General features: G+C 59.8%; 3 protein-coding genes and 3 pseudogenes. 2 read left to right on the top strand and 4 right to left on the bottom strand.

Going from position 1 to position 15758, the window contains the following annotated elements:
* Window positions 1-5: 5 nt before the first annotated feature.
* The 4 genes and pseudogenes from repB to J4E08_RS19540 form a co-directional block, all read right to left on the bottom strand.
* On the bottom strand, window positions 6-974 hold the full coding sequence (gene repB, locus J4E08_RS19555; RefSeq protein ID WP_349539910.1) for a plasmid partitioning protein RepB: 969 nt from the start codon (window positions 972-974) through the stop codon (window positions 6-8).
* Window positions 974-2173 carry a plasmid partitioning protein RepA gene (gene repA, locus J4E08_RS19550; RefSeq protein ID WP_009807965.1) on the bottom strand — a complete coding sequence of 400 codons (1200 nt, stop codon included), beginning with the start codon at window positions 2171-2173 and terminating at the stop codon, window positions 974-976. Before repA ends, repB begins: the two co-directional genes overlap by 1 nt.
* 341 nt (window positions 2174-2514) lie before the next feature.
* Complete coding sequence (locus J4E08_RS19545) at window positions 2515-3423, bottom strand: recombinase family protein (protein ID WP_349539909.1); 909 nt, start codon at window positions 3421-3423, stop codon at window positions 2515-2517.
* Between the two features lie 58 nt (window positions 3424-3481).
* Window positions 3482-4547: pseudogene (locus J4E08_RS19540) on the bottom strand (tyrosine-type recombinase/integrase).
* Between the two features lie 30 nt (window positions 4548-4577).
* Between J4E08_RS19540 and J4E08_RS19535 the strand changes: the two are divergent.
* Both J4E08_RS19535 and J4E08_RS19530 read left to right on the top strand, forming a co-directional pair.
* Window positions 4578-5509, top strand: a pseudogene (locus tag J4E08_RS19535) (IS5 family transposase).
* A 436-nt stretch (window positions 5510-5945) separates the two neighbouring features.
* Window positions 5946-15758: pseudogene (locus J4E08_RS19530) on the top strand (hypothetical protein); the annotation flags it as partial.

Genomic DNA, 15758 nt, shown 5'->3' with positions numbered 1-15758 from the left:
CTGGGTTAGGACCCAGAGCCTCTCTCATTCCGCCACTGTACGAAGAGTTGCAAAAGCGTAGCTTCCGCGTGCTCTTCTAGCCATTGGCCGAATTCTGGATTGTCCTTCTTGGTGACCTTGAGCGCGATCGCCTTCTCATCGATTGTCAGCGTGCCCAATGAACTGCCGTTCTCATCATTGATGACCGAAGTCAGCCCACGATTGGGCGGCTTCTTGTCGCTACGTGCTTTGCTCGAGCAAGCCGAATAGACCGCTTGGAACTTTTCGGAACTAGGAGTGTCGTCGGGCAGGGCGGCGAGCGCCTCTTTGGCGATGTCCACCAAATCTACCTTCACCGACAAGGCAGCTAGATCACCCCACTGCCGTCGTCCGATCCCATGTGCTGGCCCGATGAGTTGAACAAGACCGTCTGGCAGTTGATCTATGACGACCCTGTGGTTGGATACGCCTTGCCGGGTCAGACCTAGAGCATCTTGAATGACACCGGGTTTGTATCCGGATTCTTGCATCTCTTTGATAAAAAGAGACTTTTCTATAAAAGACGGATCAAGCCTGAGGTTGTTCTCCTGGCCTTGAGCGATCAGAGATGCGTCATCGTCCAAGGTTCGAACAATTGCCTTGACCGTTCCACCGACCTTACGGATCGCCGCAAGCCTGCGGCGGCCGTAGATGATGCGGTATCTGTCCGGTTGGGCTGATGGACGGACCATGATGGGCACTTGTTGGCCATGCTTGCGAATGCTCTCGGCCAACTCATCGATACTGGAATCTTCCAGCACCAACCGATCGCGCAGCCCATCCATGTCAATCTGATCGGGTTCGATATCGCGAATCGAGTTTGCTGTGATCTCGCGCAAAGAGTCGCGCAATCCTCCAACAGATCCCGGCAGCTTTGCCGCTTTTGGCGGGGTAGGGGAGGGGGCTCCGCTCTCCGTCTCATTCCTTGGAGGCTGGTTGAAGATGTTTCGGGCCATCAGCGACGCCCCCATGCCATTTGGATCGTCTGCTCTAGCTCATCGCCAACGCCATTCACGCTGGTCAGGGCGCGATCAATTGTCTTTCTGATGAATTGGCTTGGATCGACTTCGTAGACGGTCTGCTGGGTCATCCCCGCGTCGGAGATCGCCGTAGACTTCAGCATCGGCTCTGTCATGACCTGACCTGCCAGAATTGATCTCAGGTAGCCTGCCATTTGGGTCTGCGGACCGTCCGACGGTTCATATCTGGTAATCAGGAACTTGACAAAATCCCATGTGACACGCCGACCGATGGCTTCCTCCACGGCCTTGACCGTTTCTGAAGCAAGCTTCAGGAATTGGCTCATGGATGCGATGTCAAGCATGCCAGGTACCACGGTAACCAAAAGCCCCGTCGAGGCTGCCAGCGCAGTCAGGGTTAGAAACCCAAGCTGAGGCGGGCAGTCGATCAGGACGATGTCGTAGTTTGCCTCAACCTCTTCAAGCGCCAAGGCGAGGCGCTCTGCAAAGATGGGCTGTACGCGACGGGCGAGAGCGTTTGCGGTCTCGGTTTCATACTCCGAGAGCATCAAACCGGCGGGCACCATGTCGAGCTTATGGAAGTAGGTCTTTTGGATGACGTTCGAGAGAGGAACTTGGTCCTCATATCTCAAAGCATCATAGATTGTGCCGCCATCGGCGAACTCAAGCTCGGGCCGAAAGCCGAAAAACGTGGTCAAACTTGCTTGCGGATCGAGGTCTAGGACCAGCACGCGGTAACCGCGCAAGGCATACCTTTGCGCAAGATGAATCGTTGCAGTAGTCTTTGATGAACCGCCTTTGAAGTTGACGACGGATATCACCTGGAGACGATCGCCATCACGTCGACCTGGGCGGTAGCTTTCTGCGTTCTTTCCAGTGCGTCCAAGAACATCGCGCAACTCATCAATCTCTTGGGCTGTGTAGAACCGGTGTCCGCGGTTGTCTGTATGCACTTCCGGGAAGCTGCCGTCCTTGTGCCGGTTGCGCAGGTTGGATGTGCTTACGCGCAGGAGGCCGGCGACTTCGGTGGAACTGAAGCGGCGTAGGGACTTTCGTTCTTCGGGTTCGAAAGCGATCTTCATCTGGCGATCCAAAGACTCAGCCAGATTGTCGGCAAATGCTCCGATATCGGAAGAGCCTATGCCTTGCGTGTATCCAATGTTACGATCATCCATGTCCTGCCGCCCACTCTCGGCCTCTGTTGAGGCTCTTAGTCATTCTGACGGTGTACAGCGTGTCTGACGCGTTTTTCCGTCAGAATGGGAATGCCACGATCCAGTGAGTCCGGCAAGAAGAATCTAAATGTAGTGTGAAAGTTATCCACAACACCTATAGGTGTTGTCGTGTAAGAAACTCAGCAAGTCATTGATATAGATATATTAAATGCAGATCTAACCAAATCGAACCGCTACTCTGTTGAGTTGGCACATTAGCAGCTAACCCCAAGCAACTAATGGCACTTTCTGCCTCCTGCGGAGTTTTCTCCCGGTGAAATTTTTTGGATTCGGGTCAGAAGCTACATCTGATTTTGGCTCGATTCGTACGGCATGAGGCCAAGTCGTTCCGCCCGCTCCAACAGCATTTTCACAGAAGACGGCTGCCATCTTGTTCGGCCACGAGGCGTGCGTTCGCGCATCGCTTCCAGCCGGGTGCAGATCGCCTGAAGCGTGATGTCGGGGTCCGCGCCCTTGATGCCGGCGACGTTGGCGGGCAGACGGTCGTCGGTTTCGCGGCGCCCGGCGCGGGCTAGCACCTCGGCCGGCAGGAAGCCGTCGCCGACATAGGCCTTCACAGCGCGCAAGAGACGGCTTTGGGTCCAGCGACGCGCCTCGGGCAAGGGGCCGTTGATGATGCGCACCACGTCTTCCCAGGCCAAGTCGGGTCGCAACCGGCGCACATGGGGCACCCAATCTTGTGCCGTCTCGTTCAGACGCTCCATGTAGCCGTCTTGTCGCGCCAGCCGTACTTTGCGAAGAGCAGCAGGGTCTTTGGCCCGCAGTCCAGGGTTCCCGCCGACCCGGCCCTTGGTACGGGCGCTCGCCAGCCCCGCCTTGGTACGTTCCCGGATCAGCGCCCGCTCGAACTCGGCCGCGGCGCCCAGAACCTGCAGCGTGAACTTGCCTTGCGGGGATCCGGTGTCGATCGGGTCCTGAATGGAACGAAAGAACGCCCCCTTGGCCTCCAACCGTTCGATCACCTCGAGAAGGTGCGACAGAGACCGTGCGAGCCGGTCGATCCGTACGACAACCAGCGTGTCGCCCTTGCTAATGCGCTCCAGCAAGCGGGCAAGCACCGGCCGGGCACGATTGCCGCCTGAGGCGTGCTCTTCGAAGATCTCGACGCATCCCGCAGTTTGCAGGGCCTCAGACTGGGGCAGGGGGGTCTGATCCTCTGTGGATACGCGCGCATAGCCTATCAGGGGCATGAAAATCGGCCGTTTGCAATTTCATATACCGTTACTAAACGACCGAATGAGCGCGCGATCAGAGACCGGCAGACTTGGTCAGGTTCACCCGGAACCGATCGCGGCGGCGCTGGTAGTGGCGGGTCATCTCGGCAGATGCGTGTCCGAGCTGCTATTGGACGTAGCGCTCATCAACTTCGGCTGAGCTGGCAAGACCGGCGCGCAAGGAGTGCGCGGAGAACAGCGCCGGGCGGTCTTTTTCAGGCAGGTCCGATCGGATGCCCGCATCCAGGACCGTGCGCTTGATCAGGCGGGCCACATTCTTGTCATGTAATCTCGTATCCGTGGCAAGCTTGCCATCCCGCGAGGTGCCAACGAATACTGGACCGAAGTCGATCTTCGCAAAATGCAGCCATTGCTCAAGCGCATGGGTAGGTCTGATCCGAAGAGCCACGTCCGATCTCAACCTCGCGCCATCCTGTCTTGGAATTCAGGGTCAGCACCGCGCCCTCCTCAATGATCTCAATCCAGCCACCGGAATCGGGCGTGTCGTCTTTGCCGACGTTCAGCCTCACGATCTCGGATCGGCGAAACCGGCCGGCATACCCGATCAAAAGGATCGCCCGATCTAGCAATCCGCGCAGATCGAAGCGCAAGGTGGCCACCATGGCGAGGATGTCTTCGGGCAGGATGGCTTCCTTCTGCCTCGGCGGTCGTGCGTGCTTGCGTTTGATCCCGGCGAGCACCGACGTGATGTGTCGGTCCTTGCGGTAGAGCTTGAAGCCGTGCTGTACATAGTTCCAAGCAAGCCCGGACAGGCGACGGTTGATGGTGGAGACCGAAAGGGCAGGGACGGGGCCCGTCGGTCTGGCCAGGTCAGTCAAATACAGACCGATCATCTCGGGCGAGGGGGGCAGGGGGTCCGTGCCTTACAGCCTGCACCAGCGCGCAAAATGCTTCCAGTCGGCAGTATAGGCCTTGTTGGTTTTTTCGGCCGTCGAGGCCTTGGCATAGTTGCGCGCGTTCTCGTCCAGCCGATCAATGGTGCCGGAACCGGAGATGTGGGAGGGCAGGTCAATTATATCACTTTCTGCGGGCTCTCTCTCATTGCGTTGGCGTTGTTGCGCGAATCTGGGAGGATTCATCTCGTGAATCCAGCATCCTAGCTGGGCAGCATGAGCAGACCTCCGAAACCGACCTACAAGACCACCAACTGGCAAGCGTATAATCAGGCGCTGAGGCAGCGCGGATCGCTGACTGTCTGGTTCGACCCCTCGATGCAGTGGGAAGCCATTCTGTCGGGGCGTCGCGGCCGTCTGCAGGCCTATAGCGACACGGCGATCCAAGCCTGTCTCACCCTCAAGGTCCTCCTTGGGCTGCCGCTCCGCCAAGCGACCGGTTTCGTGGCGAGCCTGGTCGAACTGTCCGGGCTCGACTGGTCCGCGCCGGACTTCAGCACTTTGTCACGCCGCCAGAAGACCTTGAACGTCACCATCCCGTATCGCGGCTCCAAGGGGCAGTTGCACCTGCTCGTGGACAGCACCGGCATCAAGGTGGAAGGCGAAGGCGAGTGGCACACGCGCAAGCATTGCGGCTCGAAACGGCGCGTGTGGCGTAAAATCCATCTCAGAATCGACGAGGAAACATCGGAAATCCGGGCCATCGAGGTCACTTCCAGCCATCTCGGCGATGCGCCGATGCTGCCGGACTGCTTGTCCAGATCCCGGCGGAGGAGGAGATCGCCACGGTCACCGCCGACGGTGCCTATGACACCCGCGCCTGCCACGACGCCATCGCCGCCCGCGATGCTGCAGCTATCATCCCGCCGAGACGGAATGCCAGGCCATGGAAGCCGGACACAGCCGGAGCCCGGGCGCGCAACGAGATCCTGCGAGCATCGAAGCACTCGGGCCGGGCGCTCTGGCGGAACTGGAGCGGGTATCACCGCCCCAGCAGGGTCGAAACGAAAATGAATTGCGTGAAGCTGCTCGGCCAGCGGCTGATGTCGCGGGACTTCGATCACCAGGAGGCAGAGGTCCAGATCCGCGCAGCGGTCCTCAACCGCTTCACGGCACTCGGTATCCCGATGACCGTGGCCGCGGGATAAGTGTGCCCGGGGAAAGGGGAAGTGCGGTCGTCAGCTGATTTGCGCAACAGCGCCGCACATGGCATGAAACGGAGTCTGTCTTAAGGCCCCATTTCGGCCCCTCAGCGACGCCATCCTCGCGAAACTCATCGTGTTTGGCGCGCGCCTCGCTTTTTTAGCCTGAGTGACTGGCTTTAGGCAAAGCCGAGGGCGTAGCCCAGACGTCGCTAAGATTTTGGCGCAGACCACATGTTTTGACGTGTCTGTAACGCTCTCATGCATGCCACGAAAACACTCTGTTCCTAATGGATGACGGGAAACAGTCGTAGATCGAAGCGGCATTAATTTACCTGATTTCCGCGACTTGGCTGGTTGTACGATTGAGGTCAAGGCATCCTTGATCATCACAGAACATCATTGGCGGCGGTATTGATCCCGTCTGAAGAAGGAAATGAAGATGGGTTGGTTTAGCAGCGTCGGCGATTGGGTGAAGCGCCGGGCGGAAGACGTCGTTGAGTTCGTAGAAAACCTGGACCCGATTCAGCACGGGTCGAACGGTGATGATGTGTTGCGTAGCTACAATGGCCTTTACGCCAAACTGTACGGATACGGCGGCGATGATGTCATGTTTGCGGCTGCCGCCTTCGTTCGCATGGACGGCGGCTCCGGAGATGATCGGATGACGTCGATAAGCGGCGATGCGAACCTGTACGGAGGCAGCGGAAACGACAGCATCTTCGCGGATGGGATCGACAACTATATCGATGGTGGGACCGGGCATGACTACATCGAGTCGTTGGCAGGCAAAGCTCATATTCTAGGTGGTTCAGGCAACGACACTATTCAAGCGCAAGGTTTGCACAACCTCATTGAAGCAGGGGCCGGGAACGATAAGATCTATGCATACGCTGGAGAAAACAACGTTCAAGGCGGAGACGGCAATGATTGGCTCCAGGTATGGGGCATCTGGAACGAGATTAGAGGCGGCTCAGGCAACGATACTGTCAAAGCCTACGGGGTCGATAATGACATCTGGACGCATGACGGTGACGACTTGGTCTATGCCTATGCTGCAAGCAATGACATCAAGACGATGGACGGCGACGACACCGTGATCGCAACCGCCGGAGGCAATACGATCAGTCTTGGTCAGGGCAACAACAACGCTGATGTCAAAGGGCTCAGCAATACCATAATCGCGCTCGACGGAGACGATACGGTAAAGGTCTGGGGGGGCAAGAACCATGTCGCGCTTGGACATGGGAACAACCGGGTCACTGCTCTGGCCGCCTTTAATGAAATCCTGACCGGGAACGGTGCTGACACGATTGATGCCGACGGCGGCTATAATGTCATTTGGGCAGGTCATGGCCACAACCGCGCGGACATTTGGGGTGTCGCCAATGACTATCACGGCGGTTCGGGCAATGATACGGTCTATGCCTATGGTGCGGACAACGACATCGACGTCGCCTCCGGTGAAAACTACGTCTATGTTGCTGCGGCATCGAACGACATCAACGCCGGTATCGACGATGATACGATCATTGCCATCGGGGGATTGAACCGGATTACCACCCGCGACGGGAATGACTATGTCGAGGCCGACGGTTTCGGCAACATCATCGACACGGGCGCAACGATCGATTCCGGTTTGGCTCAATTTCGGGCAGACCGGGACATCGTTCGGGCATTTGCCGGTGGAAACAGTATCTCTACCGGTCGCGACAACGATGACATCTTTGCAATCGGCGTCGGCAACGTCATTGACGCCGGTGAGGGTGACGATCTGATCGTATCCGGCGGCGGAGTAGCCACTATCCGTGCGGGCGATGGGAACGACACGGTGACTAGCATCGCCGGCTACGCGGATATCGCGCTCGGCGCAGGCGACGACGATGTGCGTGCTCTCGCGCTCTACAACAAAGTGAACACGGGCCACGGTGACAACGCCGTGCTTACCGGTGGTCTGGTCAACGATGTGCTTGCCGGGCACGGCGACGACACGATCACGGCGGGCGGCGTCTATAACAAGATCAACACGGGACACGGCGACAACCAGGTTGTCGCCGTGGGTGCCGTCAACGATGTCGCCATGGGCACGGGAAACGACACGATCGTTGCGGGCGGTGCCGTCAACATCATTGACGACTTCGGTGGTCGTAACACCGTGGTTGCGATCGGCGCCTACAATTCCGTCGATCTGAAAGGCGCGGACGCTGCCGGAAACACCGTGATCGCGGGCGGCCTGGTCAACGACATTACGATGGCCAGCGGTGACAACACGGCGATCTCGATCGGCGGGGTTAGCTCGATCACTGCGGCCGGAGGCGACGACGTGATGATCGGCGGCGGTCTGGTAAACCGCTACGACGCGAACGATGGGAACAACCTTATGTTTGCGTTGGGCGGGCTGAACGTATTCTCGGCAGGGTCGGGGGATGATTTGATGATGGCCGCGGGCGCGGTCAACGTCCTTTCGGCCGGTTCCGGCAATAACCGACTGTTCGCTTTGGGCGGCGTCAACGTCATGACATCGGGCAACGGCGATGACCTTGCCGTCGGTGCCGGTGCCGTCAACGTGATGGACCTCGGTGAGGGGGAGAACACCGCGATTGCCGTTGGCGGGATCAATACCGTGGACACCGGCTCCGGTAACGACATTGCGGTTGGCGTCGGTGGCGTAAACGCCTTCCAGCTTGGCCATGGCGACAACCTTTCCGTGCAACTCGGCGGATACAACCTCGTGCACACGGGGGCTGGGGACGATATCGCCGTGTCACTGGGCGGCCTGAACGTCCAGCTGTTGGGCGACGGTGACAACATCGCTGTCGCAGCAGGCGGCGTAAACACGATCACGACCGGCTCGGGCGAAGATGTGATCGTTGCCCTGGGCGGTCTCAACGTCGCCTTTGCCGGCGCTGGTGATGATATTCTGGTCGGGGCGGGCTTGGCCAATCTGATGGACGCGGGCGCAGGCGACGACATCGTGGTCTCGGCAGGCCTTGCGAACGTACAGTTTGGCGGCGCCGGTGACGATATCATGGTGGGTCTGGGCAAATTCAACATCATGGTCGGTGACGGGTCGCTCACCGCTGGCAGCCCGCTGGCCAGCTTCGGTCTCAAGAGCACCGCGAGCGACGGCCAGGACATCATGGTCGGCGGCGGCATGTACAACATCATGGTCGGCGGGGGCGCGGACGACATCATGGTTGGCGGCGGCCAGCTGAACCTGATGGTCGGCGACGCGCTTCTGGGCGGCGGGTTCGACGGCAACGACATCATGGTCGGCGGTGGCCAGACGAACGTCATGATGGGCGGTGGGGAGGACGACCTCGTCATCGGCGGTGGGCAGAAGAACATCATTCTCGGGGACGGATTGGCCTCGGCTGCGCAAGGCATGCTGGGCAGCTTGGACATGTTCCTCGACACTGACAGCTTCACCAATCTGTTCGGCGGAGACCTCACCGAACTTCTGAGCGACAGCAAGGCCGTGTTCCAAGAAAAGAAACGGGAGCTGGAAGACTACGCCGCGGCTTTCGAGGCCAAACTCGCCCAGATGCAATCCGAGGTAACGCAAGCGATCCAAGCCGCAGAGGCTGAAATCGACAATTTTGTCGATGGCGTGCAGGATGAGGTCGATGAAATCGCAGACGATCTGCAAGGCGGACTGCCCGATGGCGTTGATTTCAACCCAGGCGACACGTTCAGTGATCCGGTCGACGGTGCGATAGACGATGCGCAGGAGGAGCTTGATGAGATTTCGGATGCGGTGAAGGAAAAGGTCGACGCTGCCGTTGGTGACCTTGAAACGAAGATCAAGGACTCCATTGCGCTTGCGCTGGAAGCCGGCGGTGAGCTGATCGAGGCGCTCTTCGGCGACACCGATACCGATGGGAACGATTTCATCGTCGGTGGGGGCCTCGACAACATCATGCTGGCCGGGGGCGGTGACGACGTGATGTTTGGTGGCGGCAAGAACAACTTCATGTTGGGTGGCACCGGTTCGGACGTCATGATCGGCGGCGGCATGGACAACATGATGTCGGGCGACGCGGGCGACGATTTCATGGTGGGTGGCGGGCAGACCAACGCCATGTTCGGCGGTGCCGGCTCTGACTTCATGGTCGGCGGCGGGCAGGACAACGTGATGAACGGTGGTTCTGGCGACGACATCCTGCTGGGCGGCGGTCAGAAGAACATGATGCAGGCTGGTGCGGGCAACGACATTATCGTTGGTGGCGGGCAGGAGATACTTTTCGAGGGCGGTCAGGGCAGTGACCTGATCTTCGGAGGCGGTCAAAAAACCAATGTCGATGGCGGCGCGGACGACGATATCATCGCCATCGGCGGGGCCGAGAACGTGCTGGCTGGCGGCGATGGCAATGATATCGGCCTCACCGGTGGTGCTTCCAACCGTATTGACGGCGGCGCGGGCGATGACTTGCTGATCGCGGGGGGTCAGGACAACGTCGTTGACGGTGGCGAAGGCGATGACGCCCTCTTGGCAGCAGGCCAGAACGCAACGCTTACGGGCGGTTCGGGGGACGACCTGCTTGTCGCCGCTGGTGAGACAGCCAGTCTTGATGGCGGTGCCGGGCAGGACCTGCTGATCGCCGCCGGGGCGAACACCGACATACTGGGCGGGGCGGGCAACGATATCGCCCTCGCTGCCGGCGCCGGGGGTCTGATCGGCGGTGGAGCAGGCAACGACACGATCGTCGCAACCGGAACAGACTACAAGGCGACCGGTGACGCCGGTGACGATCTGATGGTCGGCATCGGTGCGGGAAATGTCATGGCAGGAGGCGCGGGCGCGGATACCATGATCGGTGCCGGCAGCGACAACATGCTCGCTGGCGGGCAGGGCGATGATCTCCTTCTGGCGCTGGCCTCCGAGACGACGCTTGCAGGTGGGGATGGTGCCGACACGGTGAAAGGTTTCGGCTGGGGCATTCTCGACAAGATCATGTCGGGTGAACTGACCGATATGTTCCAACCGTTGATCGACGCGGTTTCCGGCAAGATGTCGGGCTTGATGGAAAGCATCACGTCGGCAATCTACAGCGTTGTGGCCGCGGTGACGGATGCCGTCGCGCGGATCACCCAAGTGCTGTCGGACTTCGACTTCAGTCGTCTTAACCCGCTGAACTACGACCAGGAAACCGGCCTTTCTCCGGTTGCCGATCAGATCGGGAATGCCGGCGACGCGGTCGGTAACGCTGACGCTGATGGGGCCATCACGGATGCGGTCAAGGCGGGTGATAACGCTGATGCTGCGCAGCAGGAAGGTGCTGATGCAAACGCCGACGCACAGAACAGCCTGTCCGAAGCAGAAGTTCAGGCAGGCGAAGCCGGGCAGGATGTCTCGGAAGGCATCAGCGACACGACCGGCGGCGAAACTGAGGGTAGCTTCGAGGGTGATGCGGCAGACCAGAATGCCGAGCTTGCCCAGGGTAAAGCTGGCAAGGATCAAGCTACCGGTCAGGCCCAGGATGCGGATGAGCTCGCCTCCGATATCGAAAACGGGGTCGCGGACGACTTGGACCAGGCCGAAGAGGCCGAGGCGGACGCCGCCGGGAAACAGGCGCAGAAAGACAGCTTTGGTTCTGACGCCGCGGATTTTGCGGGCGATATGGCCGAGAAGGCCTCCGGTATTCTGAACAAGCTGTCAGAGATCGGTGGTCAACTTCAGAACCTCGACCTGTCCGAGCAGCTTGGCGGCGACTTGGGCGTGACCCTCGATGTGGCCGACCTGATCGGTTTGCCCGCGTCGGATATCGCAGAGGCGATGGATTTGATCGAACAGGCGCAGGGCGTGCTGGGTCAGGTGGGTCAGCTTGACGATATCCTCGGCGATATCGCAATGGACGGATTGAAAGACCTGCTCTCGGATATCGGTGGCGACGCCGTGAACCCGATCTACTCGGCGATCATGGATGCGATCGGTAGCCAGTTCGGCGTTATCAGCGACGAGATTGTCGGCGGGGCTGGCGCAGATACGATCGAAGGCGGTTTCGGCGACGATACGCTGACGGGCGGCGACGGGGACGATCACTACATTTACCAGATCGGTGACGGCCAGGATGTGATCGCAGACGGCGGAAACGGCACCGACATCATCGAGATCACAACACAGGACGTTTTCGGACTGAAACTCGGTGCAGTCGACCTCGCCGACCTGGCCTTTGAAAAAGCCGGTGGCGACCTCATCATCTCCTTGGGTGGTGGCGCGGGTGGCTCCATCACCCTCAAGGGTATGGAAGGGGCCGAACGGATTGAGACGCTGCGTCTGCGCGACGGTGACACGTTCCAGGATTACGACCTGTCCGAACTCTATGCCGAGGCGACAGACCTCGACCATCTCGCATGGCAGGAGCAATACATCGCGTTCCTCGAAGCGAATGCGGCACAGGAGCCGGGCAGCGTCGTGGTGATGGGCGAGGCTGAGAGCGTCGCACTGGAGGAACGTCTTGCGCAACTTCTCGACCTGGCGGAGGCCGCCGGTGAGGAGAACGGTTCACTGGGCGACCCGGAAAAGCGCACCCGGTTCTACGAGCTGCGCCATGTCATGCTCGCTGATATCTCGGAGGGCACTCATCAGGTCGCCAGCGCATACCAGATCGACGGAACCCGCGTCGTGTCGATCCAGACCGAGGAATTGTGGTACAAGTTCGCACAGATATCGCAGCTCAGCGGTACGCCGGCCGACAAGATTGCGAAGTGGGTAACGGAGGACGTGGTGTCCGTCGACGCGATCAAGGAGGCGCTGACGGGCGATCTGGCCGATACCATATCGGAAGAACTCGATTCCCCTGTGTTTGACGCCATGAGCCCCGCCCTTGTCGCGGCGCTTGGCGGCATGATCGAAAAGCACGAGGCCGACCTGGTCGAATCGGCAAAGTCTGGCATCGATTCAGGTGTCGACTTCCTTGGTGGAAAGTCTTTGGAGGTCGCCCAGGAAACGTTCGGCATCAGCCAGAAACGGATCCTGCACTTCGCTGCGGTCGCAAGGACGATCAAGGAAGCGGAACTGTCGAACGTCGGAGATGCCGTCAAGACCGGAGCGGTGCTTTCTCAGGCGTTGTCCGAAGTCGACCCCAACGGGCTCTTCGCTGACCTCCGGCTGCACGACCTGCTGACCAAAGGCGAACTCGCCTATTCGTCCATGAAAAGCATCGGTGCCCTGAATGACGACGCCAAGCTTATCGGACAGTCGGCCATGGCGAATTACCAGGTCGTACAGGGCTACAACGAACTGCTGGGCCTGGCCTCGGGGATGGGCGTCAAGCTGCCCGGAAAGCCCAAAAAGGTGTCGGTGCCAGACCATATCATGGAAAACGGCGACACTCTGGCCGCTATTGCGAGTCTGAAAAATGGTATCGAGGTCTACGTTCTTTATGGCGACCATGCCGATGCTGTAGGCAACGGGCTGATCGGCTATCTGACAAACCCCTCCGACCTGGTGGCAAATGACCCGGAGGCCGGTGATGTGGCCGAGATTTCCATGGCGCTCTTCGACGCGGTCAAGGGCAGTGCCAAGGCCGGCGTCGCCGGCGCGGCGTTGGAGGTGCTCGACAAGTATGTCGACATGGCGAAATACACGGTGGTGACGAAAGCTGCGGCAGAGGCAGCCGGCCTGGCGAAATACGCGGTTTCCGAGCAAGAGGTCGCGCGGGTCATCGGCCTGCATTCGCCGCTGGCTTTCGGGATCGAGCACATGTTCGGCACGCTCGCCGGCGCTCTGGACGGCACACTGTCGCTCGACGATATGCCATCCGAGCTTGCTTCGAAGATCATCGCGCATGACACCAACGCAAACGCGTTGGAAGAGGTGATGGCGCATCAGGACGAAAGTCTGATCCTACTTGAACGCTCTGTCGAAAACGGTCCGGTCTCGGGCGGTATCTCGGCGCTGGAGTCCTTGCCGGCAGATGCTATCGTCGGTGGCGATCTGGGCGGGAACATCGTTGTGCCAGGCAGCACGGTGCTGGCGACACGGCAGTACTTCTTCATCAAGGCGAGCTACGCAAATCAACTGCGTAACATCATTGATGAAAAGTACCTGGGATGGGAGATTATCTCCAAGGAGAAGGTGGCCGATCTGGCCAAGACGGATTTTGCCCCTATCGTTGGCTCGCAAGCGGAGGCTTTCGCGGACAGGTTCACGGATCCAGAGGCAAGCATCAGCACCGAGCTGGACCTGATTTCCGACAATAACACCTTCTTCTTCATTCTCGATGGCGGACCTGCCGGAGAGATCGCCCAGAATGCTCTCGACGCGGTGATGCGCGATGCCCTGGGTTCTCATCAGGACTTCACCCTCACGCAGGCGGGAGATTTCATTCGCGACGGGCGGCAGTACCGGATGATGCGGATTCACGTCCTCGACGGTCAGGCTTTCGGCCTGGAAGGCGCACAGACCCGTCAGGACCTCATGATCCGGCTGCAATCCGCCTACGCCCAGGTGGCCGACGATCTGATCGACGGGGTGGCGGCCCTGCTGGGCGATCCGGTCACCCAGACGACAGGCCACCTGCACCAATATTTCTCGCAGGTTCTGTCGCAAAAGGCAGCGAACGCATTGACGGATGTCCCGGGCCACGGGTTGGTTGGCGTGGCATCGAAAGATACCGTTGAGGGCATTCTTGCGGACTTGATCTCGCAAGGTCTTCTGAGTGAGAACGACGCTGCGGAAATTGCGCTCAAGCTGCTAGATCACCAATCGGATGCGCATGCCGAGGCCAACGATGCCATCGCTTCGGCCGTCGCTGCAAATCAGAAGGTCATGGTGGTGTCCTCCGAGGGTTTTGCCGCAATGGCGCTGAGTTCCGGTGACCTGGTTACACGTCTGCTTGATCCGCAAACGGGCGAGCTGGTTTACGTCGTGCGCGCCGAGGCCATCCAGGCCAGGGGGCTCGATACACAAGGTGTGCTGGATCAGGCGGTTGCGGAACGTGTGCTCGAAGATGCAACCCACGGCGACCTCGACGGTCTGACCGCCGCTATCGTGACCTCGCTGAGCGAAGACGTGCAGACGTTGGAAAACCTGCTGTCCGTCGAGGTGGATGTCCCGCTGGCACTGATCGAAGTCGATGGCGGAAGCTCGACGGCAGAGCTCGCAGAGTTCATCGACGGTGATCTTGGCAGCTTCAGTTTCGGGGCTCGCAAGTTCCGGGTCGTGCAGCTCGCCGCGGCAACGGGGGCCCGGCTCGATCAACTGTCGCAAGGTTTCCACGATGCATTGCAGGCGTCCGGCTCTTCCTTGGTATCCGCCGAGGATGCCGGTGCGCTCTTTGGCAGCATTTCCCAGACCGCGTACATGAACGTGGCGCAGGCCCGGATTGCGGCCGCGCGCCTGCTGCCGGGACAGAACCCCGGCCATGATGTTCTGCTGGAAACGCTCGCCACAGCCGGGACCGAACAGCTCGTGGTGATCGAAGCGGCGGCACTTGGTGATCTCTCCAACATAGCCGACAGCGTGATCCGCGCGGCCTTTGCCGACTTTGACAGCATGCCTACAGACGTGTTTCGGCGCACCTACACGCCCATGGGCACGACCTACCCGGATGGCTTCAATCCTACTCAGGCTGCGCATCTTACACCCGGCCAGGCGATGGAGTTCACAATCGGCGGGCAAACCTACCGTGCCACCTACACGGCGGCTGGGGTAACGCCCTTCTTCTTCGAGAAGCTGGACATCACGCCGCTGCTGAAGGCACAGCCCTACGCGGTTCTGGACAAGTCGGTGGCCGATCAACTTGGCCTGCTGGACAAGGCGCTCTCCGCCGAGGATGCTGCGGCCCTGCTTGGCTATCATCTTGAGCCCGAACAACTGGCCTCTGCACTCGACGGTCTGTCGCATCACGGTGACAACCTCGAACAGATGGAATACCTGGCGGACCTCGGTCTCGGCAACCACGTCCTGAAGATGGTCGACCTTGGCCTGCCGGGCGAAGGTGCCAGGGGTCTGCTTGCAGATGCTGCCGGACGGTTCGAAGCAGGCAATCTGTCCTTCTCGTCGGGCGCCGACGGTCTCGCAATCGGCGAGTTCCGGATCGGTGGACGCCGCATCGGGATATGGCTGCAATACGCCGACGCGGCGCTTCCTTCCGTTGTTGCGGGACATACCCGCAGCCCATCCGAAGCGGCGGCACTGCTCGAGCAACTCATGGCAGAGGTCAAAACGGACAGCCCGTTGACGCAAGAAGGTGCTGGCCTTCTCTTTGGTGTCGGCGATTGGGAAGGTGCCAACGAATACGTCGCGGAC

The sequence above is a fragment of the Sagittula sp. NFXS13 genome (genome assembly GCF_040148795.1).
In the GTDB taxonomy this organism is placed as follows: Bacteria; Pseudomonadota; Alphaproteobacteria; order Rhodobacterales; family Rhodobacteraceae; genus Sagittula; species Sagittula marina.
Note: the sequence above shows the minus strand (reverse complement) of the source record. Positions and strands in the feature narration are given on the sequence as shown.

Coding starts and splice junctions, on each gene's coding strand:
- repA (WP_009807965.1), bottom strand. CDS start 2,173: ATGGATGATCGTAACATTGGATACACGCAAGGCATAGGCTCTTCCGAT.
- J4E08_RS19545 (WP_349539909.1), bottom strand. CDS start 3,423: ATGCCCCTGATAGGCTATGCGCGCGTATCCACAGAGGATCAGACCCCC.
- repB (WP_349539910.1), bottom strand. CDS start 974: ATGGCCCGAAACATCTTCAACCAGCCTCCAAGGAATGAGACGGAGAGC.